The sequence below is a fragment of the uncultured Brachyspira sp. genome, assembly GCF_944390845.1.
Lineage (GTDB): Bacteria > Spirochaetota > Brachyspiria > Brachyspirales > Brachyspiraceae > Brachyspira > Brachyspira pulli.
Window position 1 is genome coordinate 1 of record NZ_CALXRM010000057.1, and the last position, 21,411, is coordinate 21,411.

Annotated in this window: 15 protein-coding genes, 1 tRNA gene and 1 pseudogene; 7 read left to right on the forward strand and 10 right to left on the reverse strand. The window is 26.1% G+C overall.

Annotated features, from left to right (window positions below):
* Nucleotides 1-169: 169 nt before the first annotated feature.
* The 3 genes from Q0K52_RS10930 (at nt 170) to Q0K52_RS10940 (ending at nt 3,330) form a co-directional block, all read left to right on the forward strand.
* Complete coding sequence (locus Q0K52_RS10930; RefSeq protein WP_297299335.1) at nt 170-1,096, forward strand: glycosyltransferase; 927 nt, start codon at nt 170-172, stop codon at nt 1,094-1,096.
* Between the two features lie 31 nt (nt 1,097-1,127).
* Nucleotides 1,128-2,141: a glycosyltransferase family 8 protein gene (locus Q0K52_RS10935; RefSeq protein ID WP_297299337.1), complete on the forward strand. Its 1,014-nt coding sequence runs from the start codon at nt 1,128-1,130 to the stop codon at nt 2,139-2,141.
* Between the two features lie 118 nt (nt 2,142-2,259).
* Nucleotides 2,260-3,330: a glycosyltransferase family 2 protein gene (locus Q0K52_RS10940; protein WP_297299339.1), complete on the forward strand. Its 1,071-nt coding sequence runs from the start codon at nt 2,260-2,262 to the stop codon at nt 3,328-3,330.
* A gap of 2 nt (nt 3,331-3,332) precedes the next feature.
* On the opposite strand, the gene Q0K52_RS10945 is transcribed toward Q0K52_RS10940, so the two are convergent.
* Genes Q0K52_RS10945 through Q0K52_RS10960 form a run of 4 tightly spaced genes read right to left on the reverse strand, consistent with a single transcriptional unit; the run spans nt 3,333 to nt 7,333 of the window.
* Entirely contained in the window at nt 3,333-4,337 is a 1,005-nt protein-coding gene (locus tag Q0K52_RS10945; protein ID WP_297299341.1) for a glycosyltransferase family 8 protein, read from the reverse strand.
* Between the two features lie 15 nt (nt 4,338-4,352).
* Complete coding sequence (locus Q0K52_RS10950; protein WP_297299343.1) at nt 4,353-5,378, reverse strand: glycosyltransferase family 8 protein; 1,026 nt, start codon at nt 5,376-5,378, stop codon at nt 4,353-4,355.
* Between the two features lie 21 nt (nt 5,379-5,399).
* Nucleotides 5,400-6,257 carry an aldo/keto reductase gene (locus Q0K52_RS10955; protein ID WP_297299345.1) on the reverse strand — a complete coding sequence of 286 codons (858 nt, stop codon included), beginning with the start codon at nt 6,255-6,257 and terminating at the stop codon, nt 5,400-5,402.
* 38 nt (nt 6,258-6,295) lie between these two features.
* Nucleotides 6,296-7,333 carry a mechanosensitive ion channel family protein gene (locus tag Q0K52_RS10960; protein ID WP_297299346.1) on the reverse strand — a complete coding sequence of 346 codons (1,038 nt, stop codon included), beginning with the start codon at nt 7,331-7,333 and terminating at the stop codon, nt 6,296-6,298.
* A 342-nt stretch (nt 7,334-7,675) separates the two neighbouring features.
* Between Q0K52_RS10960 and Q0K52_RS10965 the strand changes: the two genes are divergently transcribed.
* Nucleotides 7,676-7,757 (forward strand) — tRNA-Leu (locus tag Q0K52_RS10965).
* Nucleotides 7,758-7,771: 14 nt separating this feature from the next.
* Here Q0K52_RS10965 and Q0K52_RS10970 read toward each other — a convergent pair.
* Nucleotides 7,772-9,073 carry a hemolysin family protein gene (locus tag Q0K52_RS10970; RefSeq protein ID WP_297299348.1) on the reverse strand — a complete coding sequence of 434 codons (1,302 nt, stop codon included), beginning with the start codon at nt 9,071-9,073 and terminating at the stop codon, nt 7,772-7,774.
* 1,037 nt (nt 9,074-10,110) lie between these two features.
* Between Q0K52_RS10970 and Q0K52_RS10975 the strand changes: the two genes are divergently transcribed.
* Nucleotides 10,111-11,175, forward strand: coding sequence for a thiamine biosynthesis protein (locus tag Q0K52_RS10975; RefSeq protein ID WP_297299350.1), 1,065 nt, complete (start codon nt 10,111-10,113; stop codon nt 11,173-11,175).
* Between the two features lie 72 nt (nt 11,176-11,247).
* On the opposite strand, the gene Q0K52_RS10980 is transcribed toward Q0K52_RS10975, so the two are convergent.
* From Q0K52_RS10980 to ftsZ, 4 genes are read right to left on the reverse strand one after another with little or no spacing between them, the layout of a single operon-like run.
* Nucleotides 11,248-12,057 (reverse strand): SPOR domain-containing protein, encoded by an 810-nt coding sequence (locus tag Q0K52_RS10980; RefSeq protein WP_297299352.1) that lies wholly within the window; start codon nt 12,055-12,057, stop codon nt 11,248-11,250.
* Complete coding sequence (coaE, locus tag Q0K52_RS10985; RefSeq protein ID WP_297299354.1) at nt 12,014-12,628, reverse strand: dephospho-CoA kinase; 615 nt, start codon at nt 12,626-12,628, stop codon at nt 12,014-12,016. The genes Q0K52_RS10980 and coaE overlap by 44 nt, the downstream gene beginning before the upstream one ends.
* Nucleotides 12,629-12,660: 32 nt before the next feature.
* The gene (locus Q0K52_RS10990) at nt 12,661-14,589 is read right to left on the reverse strand and encodes a tetratricopeptide repeat protein (protein ID WP_297299355.1); all 1,929 of its coding nucleotides are present in this window, start codon (nt 14,587-14,589) and stop codon (nt 12,661-12,663) included.
* A gap of 15 nt (nt 14,590-14,604) precedes the next feature.
* Nucleotides 14,605-16,707, reverse strand: a complete 2,103-nt coding sequence (gene ftsZ / locus Q0K52_RS10995) for a cell division protein FtsZ (RefSeq protein WP_297299357.1) — start codon at nt 16,705-16,707, stop codon at nt 14,605-14,607.
* A gap of 293 nt (nt 16,708-17,000) precedes the next feature.
* On the opposite strand from ftsZ, the gene Q0K52_RS11000 reads away from it, so the two are divergent.
* Complete coding sequence (locus Q0K52_RS11000) at nt 17,001-18,254, forward strand: MiaB/RimO family radical SAM methylthiotransferase (protein WP_297299359.1); 1,254 nt, start codon at nt 17,001-17,003, stop codon at nt 18,252-18,254.
* A 9-nt stretch (nt 18,255-18,263) separates the two neighbouring features.
* On the opposite strand, the pseudogene Q0K52_RS11005 reads toward Q0K52_RS11000, so the two are convergent.
* Nucleotides 18,264-19,187: pseudogene (locus tag Q0K52_RS11005) on the reverse strand (Abi family protein).
* Between the two features lie 139 nt (nt 19,188-19,326).
* On the opposite strand from Q0K52_RS11005, the gene Q0K52_RS11010 reads away from it, so the two are divergent.
* Nucleotides 19,327-20,721, forward strand: a complete 1,395-nt coding sequence (locus Q0K52_RS11010; protein WP_297299360.1) for an SMI1/KNR4 family protein — start codon at nt 19,327-19,329, stop codon at nt 20,719-20,721.
* The last annotated feature ends 690 nt before the right edge of the window (nt 20,722-21,411 follow it).

Genomic DNA, 21,411 nt, shown 5'->3' on the forward strand with positions numbered 1-21,411 from the left:
ACAACACAACACAACACAACACAACACAACACAACACAACACAACACAACACAACACAACACAACACAACACAACACTAACAAAAAACATTATTATCCAAATTTTAACCCTATATTGTCAAAAAAACAATGTGGGGCTTATGTGTTTTAAATAATTTAAGGCAGAAAATATGGATAATAAAAATAAAAAAAAGAAAATCGCTCTGCTTTTATGTTCTACAGGAAATGAAGCATTTGCTGTTGGAAATGTCATAATAGGAGCTAAAAAATATTTATTTCAAAATTTAAAAGACGAAGAATATGATGTTGTTTTTTATACTGATAAACTAGAAAAAAATGATGAAAAGGCCTTAAAAACAATTTTTCCTAGAATAATTATTAGAATATATAAACCTCCATTTAGTATTAGTGATAACAAAGCAGATATAACTTATTATACAGCTTTTGCATACACTAGATTTGAAGTATTTGATATGCTTGATAACTATCAAAAAATACTTTATATGGATACTGATATGGTAATACAAAAAGATATATCCAATATTATAAATTTAAATGAGCATTTTTATATATCTCTTTATAAAAATGGAACCATAGATTTAAAATATAATATGAATAAAAAACTATTTGAAAAATTAAATAAAAAATACGATCTCAATATCTTAAGAGGATGTTCTGGAATATTTTTGATTAGTGATAATTTCCCTAGATATAAAGAAGCAAAAGAATGGTGCTACAAACAAATAAAAATTTATGAATGTAATGATGAGGATATACTAAATATATGCTTACAAGAGTTTGGAGCACAAACAAATATTTTAAGTGAATATTATAATTGTATGCCTGATTCTAAAATTGTAAATGATGCCTATATAGTACATTCTCTAGGCCCTAATAAATTTTGGAGAGGCACTTATAATAAATTTTGGGAAGAAAATAATAAAGAATGGATTGAAGCAGGAGGAAACTGCACTTATAAAGAAAATACCAAAAAAAGAAAATTAGTAGATAAAATAGTTTGGCTTATACCAAATTATAATTTAAGAAATAAAATTAGAGGATTTTTGCTAAGAAATATTGGACTTTCTGGAAGATAAAAAATAATAAACTAAAGAGGTAAATTAAAAAATGCAGGATTATAATATATGCTTATGTGCTGATGATAACTACGCTAAATATATGGGCGTTACAATGGCTTCTATATTAAAAAATGCCGCTGATGATGAAAATATTATATTTCATATAATAGAGCCTAATATTTCTGAAAACACAAAAAACAAACTTCTCTCTTTAAAAAAAATAAAAAACTGTGAAATAAAATTTTACAGAGTGGAAAATAATAAATATGATAATCTTGCTATATGTTTAAGATTATTAATACCAGAATTAATTAATAATGCTGATAAAGTATTATATTTAGATTCTGACATCATAATAAATGGAAGTTTAAAAGAATTATTTTCTATAAATATTGATGATGACTATGCTTTAGTCGTAAAAGATTTATATGTAGATATATATAAAGAACATAAAGAATTAATAGGTATTGGAAGAGAAAGAACATACTTTAATTCAGGAGTAGTATTATTAAATAATAAACTATGTATAAAAGATAATATACAAGAAAAATTTTACTCATTTTTTGAAGATAACAAAAGCAAACTAAAATTTATAGACCAAGATATATTGAATTATTGTTTTATGGACAGAGTTAAATTTATAGATAGAAAATGGAATTATCTGCCGTTTAGAGATCATAATGACAAACCGCATTATCCTACTAAAGATGATGCGGTAATTATACACTTTGTTGAACATAAACCTTGGAAAGCTCAAAAAGACAGAACATATTTTTTAGATGATTATTGGAAATATTATCAATATACCCCTTGGTTTTTTGAAGAACCCATAACTGCTATACAAACTATGATGCAGCAAAAAATTCATGATTATGAAGATATAAGATTTAGAAGTAATTATTTAAAATTCTTTGGTGTATATGCTAATAGTTCAAAACTGCAAATAGTTATTTTCGGCATAAGAATAACAATAGATGCTGTTGATTATAGAAATATATTAAAAATAGCATGGTGGATACCAGTAAAAAAATGGCGTGAAGCTTTTAAAAATAAATTCAGATAACTATTTACAATAAATAGTTTGGCTTATACCAAATTATAATCTAAGAAATAAAATAAGAGGATTTCTATTAAAAAAAATAGGTCTTTCTGGAAGATGAAATATCATATGGATTATATAAATGATAAAAGTGAGTATAATAATATTAGTTTATAATACAGAACAGTATTTAGAAAAATGTTTAAATAGTGTAATCAATCAAACTCTTAAAGAAATTGAAATTATATGTATAGATGATAAAAGTACAGATAATAGCATAAATATAATAAAAGAATTTCAAAAGAAAGATAATAGAATAATAATTATAGAAAGTGAAAAAAATATGGGGATGGGATACAATAGAGATGTTGGAATAAAACAAGCTAAAGGTGAATATATAGGATTTGTAGACTCTGATGATTATATAGATGAAAATTTTTTTAATGAATTATATAATACATCAAAAAAATATAATGCTGATTTAACTAAAACTGAAAATATAGAAACATACAATAAAGATTATGAAAGAAAAGAAAACTTAAAAAACAAAAACGAAACTATAGAAGATGGATTATATGAATTATCAATAGCTGATTTTATAAATTCAATGAATGCTGCTAAACAAACCAACACAACAATAGCTACGACTGTATGGAGCAAATTATTTAAAAGAAAATTTATATTAAAAAACAACATTAAATATAACTATTTAAGAGGAAATGGTGAAGATTTATGCTTTGTATTAACTGTATTGGCTTATAATCCAATTATAGCCATAAATAACAGAGCTATATATAATTGCGTGCAAAGAAATGATGCAGGAGTAAATGTAGTTAATAAAGATTATATAGGAAATATTATAGAAATTTCTAATGAATCCCTAAAAGCATATTATCAAAACAATAGAAAATATATTGGTTATGTATTCGATATCATTATGTATATGCTGTTTAATACTATAAATAACATATATTCAAAAGAAAGCCTTAAAAAAGAATATGATAGAATATACGAACTATTAAAAAATATAAACTTAAATAAAAATGATTTAAAAACATCAAATGTATATCTAAAAAAAGCTTACTTTAAAATATCAGACAAAAATAATTATGAAGCTTTTTATTACTATTTTGTAACTTTATATAAAACTATAAGAAAATCTATGCCGTCTTTTTTATTAAAAATGTTAAGAAATAAAAATATAATTCCATAAGATTAGTCTAAAATACTGCTTCTAAATTTATCTCTTAATTTTTTTATCGGTATCCACCAAGATATTTTTTTCACTGTATCAAGATTAAGTTCTATTGTAATTCTTATAAAAAATAATACTATTTGAACTTTATCTTTATTTTTATAAAAACCAAAAAATTTTATTCTATTAACATTTAATTTTAAATCTTCATAATCATTTACTTTCTGACTAATCATTATTTTCACTGCATCTAATGTATTTTCCTTACACCAAGGAGTAAGCTGATAATATTTCCAAAACTCATCTATAAAAAAAGCTTTAGATGAAGTTTCTTTCCAAGGTTTTTCACCTGCATAATGTATAATATTAACTGATAATATATCAGGAGCTTTACTGTATACTTTTTTATGCGATAGAAAATTCCATTTAGAATCTATAATTTTTACTTTACCTTTTATTATCCTATTTAAAACATCCTGATCAGCATGACCAGTATTACCAAATTTTGAATAATCGGCATAAAAAATATTTTCTAATTTATCATCTCTCCACAATTTATTATTAATCATCAATACACCTGAATTGAAATATATATCATCAGCACTAAGCCCATGCATATTTTTAAAAGAAATAATACAATTCAAAAAAACATCCTCACATGCAAGAGCATAATAATTATTGATATCTATCTCAAACAATTCTTTTAAACTATTTAACACTATAGTATCGCAGTCTAAATATAATAACTTATCAATATTAGGTATAAGAGAAGGAACATTAAGCCTAAAGAAATGAGGGGCATCATATTTATAATTCATACTATTCACACTATAAAATATGATATTGCAATTTTTGATATTTTTTAATGATAATAGTTTATTTTTACTTTCTTCTGTTATTCCGCCATCTAATAAATGAAAATATATTTCCTCATCTTCTTTGGAATTGGAAAGTATAGAGGCAATAGTAGTACCCATATATTTGGCATAATTATCATCTGCTGATAAACATATATCCATTCGCATAAATACTCTCCCTTATTAAACATCAAAAGCTCTTTTGAAAGCCTCTCTCCATTTCTTTACTGGTATCCACCAAGCTATTTTATTAACATTTTTAAAACTCATTTCTATTCTTATTTTTATAAAAAATATAACTATCTCTAAAGTATTTCTATTATGATAAATACCAAAACATCTTAAGTCATTAATTTTTAATTTAGTTTCCTCATAATCTCCATACTTCTGAGCCAATATTGTTTGTATAGCATCTATTGGACGCTCCAAAAACCAAGGCGTTAATTGGTAATATTTCCAAAACTCATCAGCAAAAAATGATACATTACATTCTTTTTTCCATGGTTTTCCTATACAATGTATAATATTAATCTCATTAAGATTAATACTAATTTCTCTATAACATGATTTATTATCTAAAAAGTCCCATTTTTTATCTATAAACTTTACTCTATTTTTCAAGCAGTAATTAAGTATATCCTGATCTTTATACCCCAACAAAGGCATAGTATCTACCGCATTATAAAATTTTTCTTCCAAATTATCTTTTATCCAAAGTTTATTATTTATCATTAAAAAACCAGCATTAAAATATTTATCAGTTTTACTAAATCCTATAGGTCCTTTAACTTCATCTATTTTATCCATAACATCTTCTACTACATAAGCATAATAATCTTCCATATCATCTGAAAATAATTCTCTTAAGCTTGAATTAATTATCATATCACCGTCTAAATATACTATCTTTTCAGCATTCGGTATTAATGATGGAATTGACAATCTAAACCAAGTAGAATTTGCTTTCATATTATATTTTGAAATATATTTAAAAATTTCTTCTTTAGGTTCTATAAATGAAATATTACAATCTTTTATTTTCTTTAATGATAATATTTTTTCCTTATTAGAATTATTAATATTTTCTGAAATTATATATATATTAATATTATCATCATCTTCAGCATTTGAAAGTAAAGAGGCAATTGCTGTTCCCATATACGAAGCGTAACCATCATTTGAAGCAAAACATACATTTATATCTATCATAAATATTTTCCTAATAAAAAATTATACTATATCTAAAGGCATCTTCTTATCAGGCTTTGGAAATACTATATTCAAAAGCTTCATATCTTCATCATCAAGTTTAATATCTTGAGATTTTATATTATCTAAAACATGTTTTTTATTAGAACTTTTAGGAATTGGTATTCTATTATCATTTAAATTCATTATAAAAGCTAATGCCACTTGTGCTGCAGTAATATGATGTTTTTCAGCTATTTGAAGAACCATTTCACTCTTAAAAATATTCTTACATAATTCACCAGCCCTTCCTAAAGGAGAATAAGTCATCAAAGCTATATTTCTTTCATTAAGATAAGGTACTAAATCAAAATCAATGCCTCTTGAACCTAAATGATATAATACTTGATTAAGAACACATTTATCTCCGTCTTTTACAGATTCAAGCTCTTTCATATCATCTATATCAAAATTAGATACACCCCAATCTTTTATCAATCCTTCTTTTTTTGCCTCTTCCATACATTCTACTGTTTCACTTAAAGGTATTCTTCCTCTCCAATGAAGCAAATACATATCTAAATATTCTAATTCTAAACGTTTTAAAGAAGCTTTTAAACTTTTAAATAAACTGCTTTTACCAGCATTATGAGGATATACTTTGGATATAATAAAAAGTTCTTCTCTTTTTATATTTGCTTTTTTTAATGCCTCGCCAATTAATAATTCAGCTCCGCCATTTCCATACATTTCTGCTGTATCAATTAATCTTACACCATTTTCTAAAGCATAAACTATCGCATCGGTTTCTTTTTTTCTTTTCCTTTCTTCTTCACCAATGCACCAAGTACCTATTCCAAATTTAGGTATCATATTTGAAGATTTTAATTGATAATCCATAGTAAGTCCTCAATAATAATTTAATAATAATTTATATTTTATTCTTTGCTTATATATAAAGTTCTTGATGGGAAAGCAAAACCTACACCTAACTTATTAAACTCATCTACAATTTTATAGTTAACTTCTTCAACTACTTGAACAAATCCAGCATAATCTGGTATCGTTACATGATATATAACCTCAAAATTAAGAGAAGAATCTGCAAATTCTAAAAATCTTGCACTGTAAAATTCTGTATTATTAGTACCTTCTATAATTGATTTTACTAAATCTGGTATCACTTTTAATTTTTCTAAAGGAGTAGAATATTCAACACCTATTACCATATATCTTCTTCTTTTCTCTAATATTCTATAGTTTTGTATTCTAGATGCTAATAAATTAGTATTTGATATTAAAAGCTGTTCTCCGCTGTTTCTTTTTATTCTTGTAGATTTTATTCCTATGTATTCTACTGTACCAGCGTCTTGATCTATTTGTATAAAATCACCTTTTAAAAATGGCTTATCAAATACTATAACAAAATAGTTAAATAAATCCGCTATTATACTTTGAGCTGCAAATGCTACCGCAACACCGCCTATACCAAGACCAGCAATAAAAGTATTTACATTTACTCCCAAATTTGATAATATAGTTAAGAAACTTATTACCCATACAATAGATTTTATTATAGTAATAATACCGTCTGATATAACAACTTCTTTTTTCTTAGACAAATAATTATCGCTGAAATTAGTTATTAAATCGCATATAAACATTGTTGCAAATATTATAATAAATACTGCAACTATTTTTCCACAATATCCGCTCCATTCTTTTGGTAAAGTAAGCCCTACTCTGCCTATAGCTAAAGATACTATAAATATTAAAGGTCTTGCTCTTTTTTTAATACTTTTAATCAAAGAAAGTACAAATGAATTGTGGAATTTAACATTTAATTTTAATAAAAGCTTCAATAAAAATGTTAAACCTAAATTCATTGATACTATAGCTATAAGGAATATACCTATTGATATTATATACTGTAATAAACTGTTATGCCAAATAATTGTTTCTTTCAAATAATCCATAATTTCCCCTAAATAATTATATATTAAAAATAAACATAAAAAATATGTAAAAGTTATTATATAATAATAATTTTTTTTTTCAAATTAATTTTAATAATCAATTAAATTTATACTCATTTTAAATTATAATAAATAATCTATATTATATATTTTTAACTAATTAATTAAGTCATTATAAAATAGAACTATTCTATAAGCAAATTATATTTATAAGTGTTTTCTTTAAAAATATCTTATTTCTTTTATAATCTACAAATATTATATTTATACAATGAATACTTCTTATAAAAAATAAACATTTGACAAAATAATTATTTAATATATAATTCATAAATATCTAAAGCTCGGGTGGTGGAATAGGTAGACACAACAGCTTGAGGTGCTGTCGGGTAACACCGTGCTGGTTCAAGTCCAGTCTCGAGCAAATCTTTTTATTCATCAATCATTTTTATCGTCATTCAAATTTTCATCAGTTTTTTCAATTTTATTTACTATAACCTTATCTATTCTAGCTCCGTCCATATCAACTATTTCTAAATTTAAATTTTTCCATTCTAAAGCTTCACCCTCTGTTGGTACATGCTGAAGCAGTTCTAATATTAATCCGCTTATAGTATTGCAGCTATTAGAAACATTTTCATCTTCTATTTCAAAATATTCTAAGAAATCATATATAGGACATTTTCCGTCTACAAACCAACCGCCATTCTTTCTTTTTCTAATATCTTTACTATCTTTTCCATCAGATATAGAACCAACCAATGCTTCAAATATATCACTTTGTGTAATCATTCCATCTATATTTCCAAACTCATCTGATACAAGTCCTATTTTTGTATTATTTTTTTTCATTTCTTCAAGCACTAAATATACTTCCATATTATTATGGTAGTAATGAGCTTTTTTTACATACTTTTCTATTTTAGATTTAGAACTATTTAATTTATCAAATATATCAGTTACCCTTACAACTCCGACAATATTATCCAAATTATTATCAACTACAGGATAAGCAGAAAAAGAATTCTTTGATACAATTTTTTTTATTTCATCATTACTCATATTAACATCTAAAAAGACTATATCATTTCTATGAGTCATTATAGATTCTATTTTTCTGTCACCCAAATAAAAAGCTCTCTCTATAATATCCTGCTCTATATCCTTAACCTCTCCGTCCTGTCTGCCTTCTTCTATCATAGATTTTATTTCTTCTTCAGTTACAGGACTTTTATCATCTTTTATTCCTAAAATTCTTGAAACTAACAATGCACTTTTTGAAAGAACCCAAACAAAAGGGCCTCCTATTTTTGAAAGCAATGTCATAGGTCCTGCAACAGTTTTTGCTATTTTTTCCGGCATTACCATTCCTATTCTTTTAGGAACAAGCTCTCCGAATATCAATGTTAAATATGTTACCAATGCCACAACTAATATTTGTGCTGCCATAGCCGAATAAGTTTCCGGTATATTTAATTTTATTAATAAATTAGATAATTCTTTTGCAACAGTATCACCTGAATAAATACCTGTTAATATACCAATTAAAGTTATACCTATTTGTATTGTAGATAAAAATTTATCAGGATTATCAGCAAGGGTTAATGCTATCTTTGCACCTTTGCTTCCTTCTTTACTGTCTTTCATTAATGAAGATTTTCTAGCAGAAATTACTGCAATTTCAGACATGGCGAATATGCCATTAAAAAGTATTAACACTATTATTATAATAATATCCATTTTTATTTTTCCTTAAGTATAAAATTATTTTGTGATTTAAAAATAAAAAAAATTATAACTTCAAAATAATAAAAAGGAAATTATTTAATGTATATTTCTTATTAAGAGAATAAAATAAGATATGTATTAAATTACAAATTGTACTGAAAGTATTATCCTTAAATAATCAATTATATTTTGTAGGAAACATTATAATATAAATTATATAAAACTTCAATAGTATATAAAATTTATTTACGATATTTAAGTTTTATATGTATAAATATTTACATTCTTTTAACTGTAAATTATATAAAAATTTTTTCTTGTATAATATAAACTTCTTAAATATATTTTTATAAAGCATAACAAAAAATTGACTAAATAAAATCATTTTAGTATATACCTCAACAACTATATTTTGTCAATTTTAGTTTTTTCAATTTTATTGTTTATGGTGGCTTTGCCCCCACAACCCCACTTCTTTTGCGACTGAAAGGAGTGCCTGTGGTATTGCCACAAAGAAGCAGGCACAGCCCGCCTTCAGCGAAGGGCTATATTTTATATTAAATTTACTAAGATTATCTTACATGTAAGACAATCTTAGTATGATTTTTTACTAATTTTATACTTGCACTTTCGCGAAGCGTATCCGAGCCTGTCGAGGATATAAGGTTCTTTGACGAAGTCCGCAGAGCGTATGCGGCGGGAAAAAGTTGACTAAAAAATGACAAAGTTAAAAATTTTCAGTATATACTGAAACGATTTCATTTTGCCGACTACTGCACATTATGTAATATTATCAACTTTTTTGCCGCACAAAAAAGTTGCAAAAAACGCAATTGCTAGAACTTTATATTAAAAATATATGTATTAAATGTATGGTATAACCTAGATTTAGACTAAAAATGCAGTTTTTTTGGTTCTTTTATACCAATAAAAGAACTGGGGTATGGGGCAAAGCCCCAGATATAAAAACAAAAATATAAATTTATTTTTGACAAAATATAGTTGTTTGGTTATATTATAAAAACAATTTATAAATTAAGGAAATATTGATGAGCGATAAAAAGGCAAAAGCTATTTTACTATTATCAGGCGGACTAGATAGTATGCTTGTAGGAGCTATTCTAAAAAGAGAAAATATTGATGTACTTGCTTTAAGATTTGTCACTGGATTAGAATATGCAGTTATAAAAGAAGAATTGCTTGACATATACAGTGAAGATCCTGCCAAAAAGGCTGCTGACTTTCTTAATATACCAATAAGATTTGTATCATTAAAAGATGTTTATTTGGATATGTTTTTGAATCCTAAATATGGATATGGAAGTGCAATCAATCCATGTTTGGACTGCCATATATTAATGCTAAAAACTGCTAAAAAAATTATGGAAGAAGAAGGTTACGATTTTATAGCTACTGGAGAAGTTAATGGACAAAGACCAATGAGTCAGAAATCACAAGACTTAATAAATGCTATAAGAGAAAGCGGACTTGAAGGCAAATTATTAAGACCATTATCAGCAAAACTTTTACCTATAACAAAGGCTGAAGAAGAAGGATTAATAAACAGAGAACATTTATATGATATATACGGAAGATCAAGACATGTTCAAATGAAATTAGCAGAAGAATTCGGAATTACTGACTACCCTATTCCAGCAGGTGCAGGCTGTGCTATAGTAGATAAAGGTTATGCTAGAAGATATAATGATCTTATTGCTAATAATGGAAAGGAAATACTTAATATTGAACTTATGCAGTATTTAGCAATAGGAAGACATGTAAGAATAGATAAAAATACTAAACTATTACTTGGAAGAAATGAAAAAGAAAATAATGCCTTAGAAAAAAGAGTAAGAAAAAATTGTATTACATTAAAACCAAATTACAATAAGGGACCATTCGGATATTTAGAAATTTATGATAATATAAAAAATGTCCAAAAAGATATAATATATAAATCAGCTATGATAATGGGATATTTCTCAAAAGAAGATACTGAAACTTTATCAATAACTGCCTCATATTATGATAGTGATGAAAAAGAATATAACAAAGAAATCATTGAAATAAATAATCAAGAATCAAAAAATACACAGTTTGAACAAATAGTATAAAAATAGTAATGCCCTCATAAAAATAATAATATCTTTATGAGGGCACCACTATAACTTTTAGGATATTTTTATTTAACTTACTTTCTTATCGGAATAAATATAACTATCTTTATAAGCTGGAATTTTCTTTATTTCAGCTAAAGCCTTTTGAGCTTCTTCCCTAGTTTCATATCTTCCTATTTTTAATTTATACATAACTTTGCCGTCATCCATTGATTCTTCTTTAATGAAAGTTTTTGGGAATTTAGTTTTTAAATAATCTCTAGCAGAGTATGTATTATCTTTATCATAACCAACTGCAACTTGTATAAAATATATAGAATTCTCTGAAGAAGATCTAGTATATGGTACTCTTGTTGTAGAAGTAGAAGTACTTGCAGTTGTTTTCTTAGGAGCTACACTAGCTAATTGCTGAGGAGGAGTATATGTTGAATTAGGGGCCTGACCAGCTGTTTCTTTTACTTTTATATCTTCATTAATAGCATCTAATTCTGAAGCTAAATTTTGAGTATACTCATTATATCTGTCAGCAGAAGTATTGCCTTCTCTTATGATACTTGAACTGTCATATTCATTTAAAGCAACTGCATTATTTTCAGGTACATCAGCTGCACTGTTTTCAGTCATCATGTTTTCAGATTCTTCTGCACCTCTCATTAATGCCTCTATAGATTCATTTGCAGTGTTGCTAGCATGTACAGGTTTTGAACCGCCCAAATGAAAACCTAATACAAATATAAATAATATTAAAGCAACAGCACTAATAGAGAATACCAACAATCTTATAGGTGTAAAATTAACTATATAGAGTGTCTTTCTTTTGCCAAATTGACTATTATTAATAGAAGTGCCTTTTTCTTCTGTGTTTTGATTTAACTCCATAATGCCTTCCTAATTTTTTTGAGATTATAATTAAGTTATTATAATCCTTCATGTTGTTTATTAGAATATCGGCATTGAGCTTATTATTTTTAACATCTCTTTGCATTTTTAGCCTCTTTCTAGCTTCATGCTCAGAAATATTTCTGCTTTTTTTCATTCTGCTTATGATGTCGGAAGTCCTTGCATTTACATATATCAAACTTGTACACATAAAGCGAATTTTACTTCTCATAATAAGTGCCGCTTCTATAACAACATTTTTATCAGTGGAATCTATTAATTGTTTTACCCTATTTTCTATATACGGATAATTAAGTTCTTCAAGTCTTTTCAATTTTTTTAAATTGCTAAATACTATAGAACCTAATTTCTTTCTGTCTATATTATTATTTTCATCTAATATTTCAGCTGAAAATTCTTTAACTATATTATCTTTATTATTAATCAAAGCTTCATGCCCTATAGAATCTGCATCTATATATAGAGCATTCATTTCTTCGGCAAGCATTTTAGAAAAAGAACTTTTGCCTGAACATATAAGTCCATATACGCCTATAATATTTCTTTCCATTGTATGATTTTAAATTACTAATTCAAAATAAATTATATATTTGTATTTGTACTTTGTGTTGCTGATCTATTTGTTATATAAGGCATAACTATTTGATTTAAATTAATAGTATTCAATAATCTTCCATCAATAAGCTTAGCCAAAGATACATTCTCATCAGCTGTTATAACTTTTATCATACCTATAGCACTGTTATAACCTTTAGTAGCTAAATCAGTTCTAGGAGTTGTTGTATTATAAATAATAAGATTCATATTATTAGTAATGCCTTGTAATTTACCAGCATTAATATATATATTGTCATTATGAATCTTTATTACCTTAGCATAGAAAGGTATTGAATTATTTATAACTCTTCCTGCCATAACTGCAGCACCCATTATTTTTTCTCTGCCTTTAGTCATAACTGTAAAGTTAGTAACAACCTTTTCACTTTTTACATCTACTAAATCCAACATAATAGTAAATGTATCAGCATTTTGGAAAGTTGAACCTCTTAAGAAATAATCAACATTTCTTGAATGTAATTCTCTGTATAAATCTCTAGTTTCATAGTAATTTGTATACATATCTAATACTTTAAATCTTCCAAATTGAGGAAGTACATAAGATAATGTCTGATATAGAGAAGTATTCAAAAACATCGGACTATCTTTTTGTGCTGTAATTGTATCAGATATAGCAACTGTAAAACCTGGCATATCTATATTATATTGATCTATACCCCAAGATTTTGATACTATATTTTTATCTAATTTTCTTTTATAACTATCATATTTATAGATAATAGATTTTTCTGAAGGATTAACATTTTTAGCTATCTCTAATTCTTCCAAAGACTTTTCTTCCAATCCCATTCTTCTATAAACATCTGATAGCATTAATCTTGAATAAGTATTTGCAGGATTCAATCTTAACATATGTTTTAAATATGCCTGAGATCTAACAGTATCAGCAAGTCTAGTATAATAAGATGCTAAATTTCCATAATATAAAGCAGCTCTGTCTCTTTCATAATCAACAGTAGGATTTGTATGAAGAAGCACTCTTTCATAAGCTAATCTTCCAAGTTCATCTTCCGGCTTAGCTCTCAAATAATTTATGTAAGCATTTTTAGCTCTTACATAATTATGAGCTCCTTCATAAACACTGCCTATATAATAATATTTATCATTATTTTTAAAACTTGTATCAGGCATGTACTCTAATATACCAATAGCATCATCATATCTTTTTAATGCCAAATATATATTAGCCTGTAATATTTTAGCATCATTATAATTTGTATAATAGAATAGAGAATTATTTACTTCATCTAAAGCATGATTATAATCTTTATTCAAATAATAATAATTAGCAACATGATAATAAGACTCAGCCATTCTAGGATTATTAGTTACATTTTCATTGAATAGATTTAATGCTGTTTCATTGCTGCCATTAGCTAAATATAAATAACCTAAAGCAACTGTAGCCTCTGGTCTTACTCTGTCTATAACTCTAGCTCTTTCATACATACTTAAAGCTGTTTTATAATATCCAGCTCTTTCACTAAGAACACCTTCTGCATAATTAGCTAAATAGTTCTTACTGTCTAAATTTTTTATTGTATTAACTGTAGTTCTTGCTTCAGAATTTCTATTATTAATTAATTCTATAGTTAATTTTCTTTCAAAAAGTCTATAATTCTTTGAATGATAACGCTGAGCATCTGTTATTAAAGTTTCAGCCATAGAAAAATTATTAAGCTTTATATAATTATCTATAAGCAAAAGATAAGCATCTAAATCGCTGGGTTTAACATTAATCGATTCCAACATATTGATAGAATCTTCATAATTTCTTGTATCGTATAGTTTCAAAGCATTTTCTACAGTATTTTGAGAGAAAGCTATAAAACTACATATACAAAAGATAAAAAGACTTAGAAGGAATCTTTTACCAAAAATATTTTTCTTCATATTAAAAATAACACCTTATCTCATAGTATTTCTTGCCTGTATTTGACGTCTTAAAAAGGCAGGTTTCTCTAAATCTGTTTCAGTCACAGATGATTCCCCAAATATTCCTATTTTGGAACCTAATTTATTATGTTTGTCCATATAATCATCGGAAACTATATCAAAAGGTCTTCTATAATCTGAATGAGGATGATTAGTTTTTTCTTCGTCCTCAAAACGCATTTCTTCTGATATTTTTTCTACTGCTCTATTATGTATAGTAGAATTTCTTGTTTCATATCTTAAACTATCTTCTGCAGCATTTTGATTATTATTAACTATAGTTCTATTAAATCTCTCTACAGTATCATCATTATGTACATTAGAGTTATCATTAGCTGATAATTCTTCTGCAGCATAATGTTCATTATTAAATCTAGTTGATTTAGTTATAAGAGGTTTTCTAAGATTTTTAATTTTATTTTCAAAACTATAATCTTCTTCCTCTGCTCTTTCTTCGTATACTACTTTTTCTTCTGCTGCAGCTCTTGTTTCTACAATTTTATTCTCTATAGGTCTATTTTCTACAACTCTACTCTCTGTCTTAGTTTCAGCAGTTTTAACTTCTGATACAACAGGTTTTACTTCAGCTTTTTCTTCTCTTATCTCTTTTATTTCTTCAGTTTTATGTACTTCAGCAGCAGCTTTTGGTTCTTCTGCAACTTGAACTTTTTCAACAGCTTTTATTTCCTCTGTCTTAACACTTGCAGCTCCAAGTTCTACTTCTTTTTCTTCTTCAGGTTCTTTTACTATTGTATTAATATCATCTATTTCACTTATATTTTCTGCTTTATTATTAGATGGCACTACAGTTTCAGTAACTTTTTTATCAATAAAAGGATTTAATGCTGCTTTAGGAGTTTCAACTTTCTGTACTTCTTCTACTTTTTTAGTTTCAACCATATCAACTACAATATTTTCTGATTTATTAGTTGTTTCATTTGAAGTACTGCTATTATTTATTTTAGAAGCAGTATTAGATGAACTATTTAAACTTCTATTTATATTAAATCTGTCATTAGCATTCCCATCAACATCTTTATTATCAGAATCGTTTTTAGCATTAGCATCAAAACCAGTAGCTACTATAGTAACTATAATTTCATCTTTTATATCTTCTTTAGGGCAAACACCAATTTTTATATTAGCATTTTCATTAGCATAATTATTGATAATTTTGCTAGCTTCTCTGTATTCTCTCATAGCAAAGTCTTTAGGACAAACTATATTAGCAAGTATACCTCTAGCATTTTTGATACTAGAAACATCTAAAAGAGGATTTTCAAATGCATTAGTAATAGCTTTTTGAAGTCTTTCGTCACCCTTACCTACACCTATACCTAAATGGGCTCTTCCATTAGAAAGAGATATCATAGTTTTTACATCGGCAAAGTCTACATTGATAAATCCTGTTTGAGTGATTATATCAGAAATACCTTGTACGCCTTGACGAAGTATATCATCTACAACAGATAAAGCCTGTTCATAGCTGTAATTATCCATATCAACCATATCATATAGGTTTTCATTAGGTATTATAATAAGAGAATCCACTACTGTAAGCATTTTATCTATGCCTGATTCAGCACGGCTCATTTTTAATTTGCCTTCATAATCAAAAGGTTTAGTAACTACACCAATAGTTAAAGCTCCTGCTTTTTTAGCAGCTTCAGCAACTACTGGGCTTGCTCCTGTTCCTGTACCGCCTCCGAAACTGCTTGCAATAAATACTAAATTAGCACCGCTTACAAGTTCTTCTATTCTAGCAATATCTTCTCTTGCAGCTTCAGCACCTCTTTCCGGGTCTGTACCTGCACCTAAACCTTGAGTTACTCTGTCTCCTAAAACAACTCTAGTAGGAGCATTAGAACGGGAAAGAGCTTGGGCATCTGTATTCATTGCTATAAATTCAACATTTTCTAAGCCTTCTTCTATCATTCTATTTACTGCATTACATCCGCCATTACCTACACCTATTACTTTGATTATTGTGTTATCTAATGAAGATGCATTATTAAATGTCATTTTTTCTCTCCCTTTATTATTATCAGCCAACTCTATTCGATAGTTAGGATTCATTCTATACACTCCCTTGCTATATATAATAGAAATTAAATTCTTTTATTATTTAAATATTAATAATATATGTTAATACTATACTCGCATTTTAATAAACATAATTATATTAACATAATTATAAAATACCGCAAGTAGGAAAAATAAAAAAATATCTTATTATGTTAATCGGAATTTATAGAACTTTAACAACAAATTTATTATGTTAATTAATCATTTTTTAAAATATGTTTGAGTTATTATCACTTTTAATATATACTAATAAAGAATTAATACTATTTATTTAAGAGAATAATATGAATATACATATACATACTTTTGGATGCAGACTAAATCAATACGAAAGTGAAAAAATATCTTATGAATTAAAAAATATGGGTGCCAATATCACCGAATTAGATAATGCTGATGCAATAGCTGTAAATACATGCACTGTTACTAATGATAGTGATAAAAAACTCATGGCTTATTTAGAAAAACTTGGCGACTTATCTCAAAAAAAGATATTCTTAATCGGATGTTATGTATCAAAAAAAGATAGAGATTCTTCTATTATTAAAGATAATATTGTTCTCATACCAAATGATAAAAAAGAAGAAGCATCTGAAATAATATTCAATACTATGCATAACAACAACTCTACTGAGTTTAAAAATCCTATATTTTTTCCTCAAGAGCAAAGCAGAGCATATTTAAAAATACAGGACGGATGCGAAGTATTTTGTACTTATTGTATAGTATCAAGAGTACGCGGAAGTCACAGAAGTGTTGAGCCTTCAAAAATTTATGATGCTATAAAAATGGCCAATGATTACAATTATAAAGAAATAGTTCTTACTGGCTTAAATCTTGGTTCATACAACTATAATAATGAAGTAAAATTCACAAAAATACTTCAAAACATATTAGAACATTCATCAAAATATGGAATAAGAATAAGACTTTCATCTGTAGAGCCTCTTTATTTTGATGATGAACTTATAAGTTTATTTCAAAATGATGATGTATTATGTCCTCATACTCATATACCTTTACAATCAGGGAGCAGCAAAATACTAAAACTTATGAACAGAAGATACACAAGAGAAGATTATTTAAATATAACTGAAAAATTATACAAAATTAATTCAAATATGGCTATTAGCAGTGATGTAATGGTAGGATTCCCGCATGAAGATAATGACGATTTTAATGATACTTATGATTTATGCGAAAAATCAAAATTCATAAAGATTCACATATTTAGATATTCAAACAGAGAAAATACACCTTCATCAAAAATGGACGGTCAAGTTGGATACAGAACTAAATTAAAAAGAGCTAAAATATTAAATGATTTAAATAATAAGCTTAAAGATTCATATTACAAAAATGCTGAAGGAAGAAATTTAAAAATAGTAATAGAAAAAGATTTGGGCGATAGTAATTATATAGGAACAAGTGCTGAATATTTAAAATGCAAACTTCATAGCGAAAATGCTTTAAGCAAAAAGGATCTTGTATCAGCAAAGGCATTGAAATATGAAGGCGGTATTATGATTTGTGAGTAAATAAATATATTAACAGAAAAATAAATCACCTTTCCAATTATTTATTATACCTATATCATTTATTACTGGTTTATTCTTTAATATTCTATTATTTGATATATTATTAATCATATCATATAAATTTTGAATAATTGGTAATGTAAATTCTGTATAAATACTAGAAACCTTAACAATGTATTCCAATGTTACTATAAAATTAAATAAATAAGAATTTGAAATTGAATTCCAATTATAATTACTATTCAGTACAATATTTTTAGGTATAATTGGAGGATTTAATAATTGCCTACATAAAATTCTTGAATGATGTACAGATCTATTTCTTATTTCGGTTATAGCAAATAACCAACTTTTTAAATATTTTAAATGATACAAATTCATATTATTAGTTATTAAAATTTGTAATTTTTTTTCAGAAGAAGAATAAAATTTTGATAATGTACCTAAACTCATTATTTCTACACTTATCTAAATTGGTATTTTAGGATAATCTAAATATTCTCTTTTATAGTGATTAATAAATATTTCTTTTGATCGTAAAACTTCTTTATTTATTTCACTATTTACGTTATTATAATTTAATAAATTATAATTAGCAAATGGATCATTATTATATACATCTAAAAAATTTCTAGCTATAATATTTCTCATATATATTTCTATATAAGAAATACAAGAAAATAAAAGTTGTCTTAATTGTACATCATATTTAAAAACTTCAAAGACTTCTTCAAAAGTGGTTTTATTTAAAAAATTATGAGTTCTTGTAGTTGATTTATTTTCAAATATATAAATATATCCGCTAAAATTATAATAATTTAATTTTTCTAAAACTTTCGTAGCATAATTTATATCTTTTATTATTAAGCCTCTAGATTGAAGTAATTTTATTTGATCATTAATTGACAAAGCTGGTTTATTATAATTCTTCATAAATAAAAAAGCCCGCAGAGTGAGCTACCAAAGGTAAGCCCTGCGGTACAGTTGACTTTATTATAACAAAATATATGATAAAGTCAAACAGATTAATTTTATAATTTGACTTTATGTATTCAAAATGTATAATTAATGAATGATCAATATAAATAAAAAACTCAATAATGAAAGAAAACAAAATATTTTAAATCTCCTAAATAAATGCAAAGAAACAGATAAAAACTTCAAACAATTTGCATCAGAAAGTCATAAATATAAATTAAATCCCCCTATAAATAAAAATAAAGTTATAGAATTAGAAAATAAATATGAATTCAAACTTCCGGAAGATTATTTTTGGTTCATAACAGAAGTCGGAAACGGAGGGGCTTGTCATGGCTACAGTATGGATAAATTTGAAGATATGTATTTTGATTATTTGAAATATGATAACAGAATTGATTTGATGATAGAGTATTCAAAAAAAGTCAATGAAGGAAATGCTAATGATATAGAAAATACAGACTTTGAATATTATGGAATATTAAGGTTCGGAACTTTGGGTTGTTCTTCTTCTATAGGTTTAATAGTAACAGGAGAAAATATAGGAAAAGTTGTTTATTATGATGATGAGTTCTATGAAGAGCCTTTTATAACTTGTTATGATAATTTTGTTGATTATTATGAAAATTGGGCTTTGGAAACATCTCTTGATTATAATATGGGTTCCTTTGGGTTAAGATTAAAATTTGAAATTGATGACTTAATTAAATACTATTATGATATATTAAATAATAAAAAAGAAGATAATATTATAAATAAACAAAGTATTATAACAACAATGCATAAATACAAGTCATTGGAAGAACAGTATTTAAATGAACTATATAATTTACACAATTTAGAAAAAGATGAAAATTATAAATTAAAACTTGTTTATTTATTAGATAATCATAATTATAAAAATATAGAAAAACATATAAAAGATGCATTTCAAAATCAAGATATTATAGATTCTTATGTTAAAGTTTTATATTTAAAAGTTCATTCAGACACAAATTTGTACGTAGGCAATTTTAAAAAAGAAATTTTTGATTGGACAGATGAAATCAAATCAGCATTGGAATATTATAAAAAATTATCTGATGAAGAAAATAAAACAAATAATTACAGACTTCTTATTGATATGGCTTTATATATGCATAAAAATAATTTAATAGATTTTAAAGAATTTGATATATTTATTAATAATAGAAACTCTACTATATTATATATTTTATCTCTAAATACTTTAGAAAATGATAATATATTCAATATTTATATAAATGAATTTGTAGAAAGCTGTTCAAATAAAAATACTCATCAAATAAGAAATACAATTGCATATTTAGAAAATATTTTAAAAAATAATAAAAAGTATAAAAAAGAAATAATAAACACAATAAAAAGAGAATATCAAAAATTATTAGAATATTATAAAATCAATGAACCAGAAGATGAATCTATAATACATTTTATAAATAACACTTCAAAAAGAATATTTAATTATTAATATTTAATTTTTCAGTATATATTTTTATTGTTTGTGGTGGCTTTTCCACCACTCCCCCAGTTCTTTTGCGACTGAAAGGAGTGCCTGTGGCGTGGCACAAAGAACCTATATCCTCGACAGGCTCGGATACGCTATCGCGAAAGACTGCATTTTTAACCTAAAATTAGGGTATTACACCATATTTGATAGATATTCTTAAAATATAAAGTTCTAGCAATTGCGTTTTTCGCTCTGCGTGCCGTAGGCAGCAACTTTTTTGTGCGGCAAAAAAGTTGATAACAATTATATAATGTGTAGTAGTCAGCAAAATGAAATCGTTTCAGTATATACCTAAACAACTATATTTTGTCAAAATTAAAATTATATTTTCTTTTTAATATATGTGGCTTTGCCCTTACGAAGTACACAGCGTGCAGCCCACACTTCTTTTGCCGATTAGGCACCTACTCGGTGGTGGCCCAAAGAAGCTATATAGGTTTTTATTTAATAGGTTATATATATAAGATAATTTTAGTATGATTTAGTACTAATTCTATCCTTGCAGTTTTTGCAACTTTGACGAAGTCCGCAGAGCGTGTGCGGCGGGAAAAAGTTGACTAAAAAAATGACAAAGTTAAAAATTTTCAGTATATACCTAAACAAATATCTTTTGTCAATTTTCAAACAGATGAAAGTTCTCTGCTAATGCTA

Bases quoted from the DNA above. Each gene is read 5' to 3' on its own strand.
- Q0K52_RS10930 (WP_297299335.1), top strand. From the start codon at position 170: ATGGATAATAAAAATAAAAAAAAGAAAATCGCTCTGCTTTTATGTTCT.
- Q0K52_RS10935 (WP_297299337.1), top strand. From the start codon at position 1,128: ATGCAGGATTATAATATATGCTTATGTGCTGATGATAACTACGCTAAA.
- Q0K52_RS10940 (WP_297299339.1), top strand. From the start codon at position 2,260: ATGATAAAAGTGAGTATAATAATATTAGTTTATAATACAGAACAGTAT.
- Q0K52_RS10945 (WP_297299341.1), bottom strand. From the start codon at position 4,337: ATGCGAATGGATATATGTTTATCAGCAGATGATAATTATGCCAAATAT.
- Q0K52_RS10950 (WP_297299343.1), bottom strand. From the start codon at position 5,378: ATGATAGATATAAATGTATGTTTTGCTTCAAATGATGGTTACGCTTCG.
- Q0K52_RS10955 (WP_297299345.1), bottom strand. From the start codon at position 6,257: ATGGATTATCAATTAAAATCTTCAAATATGATACCTAAATTTGGAATA.
- Q0K52_RS10960 (WP_297299346.1), bottom strand. From the start codon at position 7,333: ATGGATTATTTGAAAGAAACAATTATTTGGCATAACAGTTTATTACAG.
- Q0K52_RS10970 (WP_297299348.1), bottom strand. From the start codon at position 9,073: ATGGATATTATTATAATAATAGTGTTAATACTTTTTAATGGCATATTC.
- Q0K52_RS10975 (WP_297299350.1), top strand. From the start codon at position 10,111: ATGAGCGATAAAAAGGCAAAAGCTATTTTACTATTATCAGGCGGACTA.
- Q0K52_RS10980 (WP_297299352.1), bottom strand. From the start codon at position 12,057: ATGGAGTTAAATCAAAACACAGAAGAAAAAGGCACTTCTATTAATAAT.
- coaE (WP_297299354.1), bottom strand. From the start codon at position 12,628: ATGGAAAGAAATATTATAGGCGTATATGGACTTATATGTTCAGGCAAA.
- Q0K52_RS10990 (WP_297299355.1), bottom strand. From the start codon at position 14,589: ATGAAGAAAAATATTTTTGGTAAAAGATTCCTTCTAAGTCTTTTTATC.
- ftsZ (WP_297299357.1), bottom strand. From the start codon at position 16,707: ATGAATCCTAACTATCGAATAGAGTTGGCTGATAATAATAAAGGGAGA.
- Q0K52_RS11000 (WP_297299359.1), top strand. From the start codon at position 17,001: ATGAATATACATATACATACTTTTGGATGCAGACTAAATCAATACGAA.
- Q0K52_RS11010 (WP_297299360.1), top strand. From the start codon at position 19,327: ATGATCAATATAAATAAAAAACTCAATAATGAAAGAAAACAAAATATT.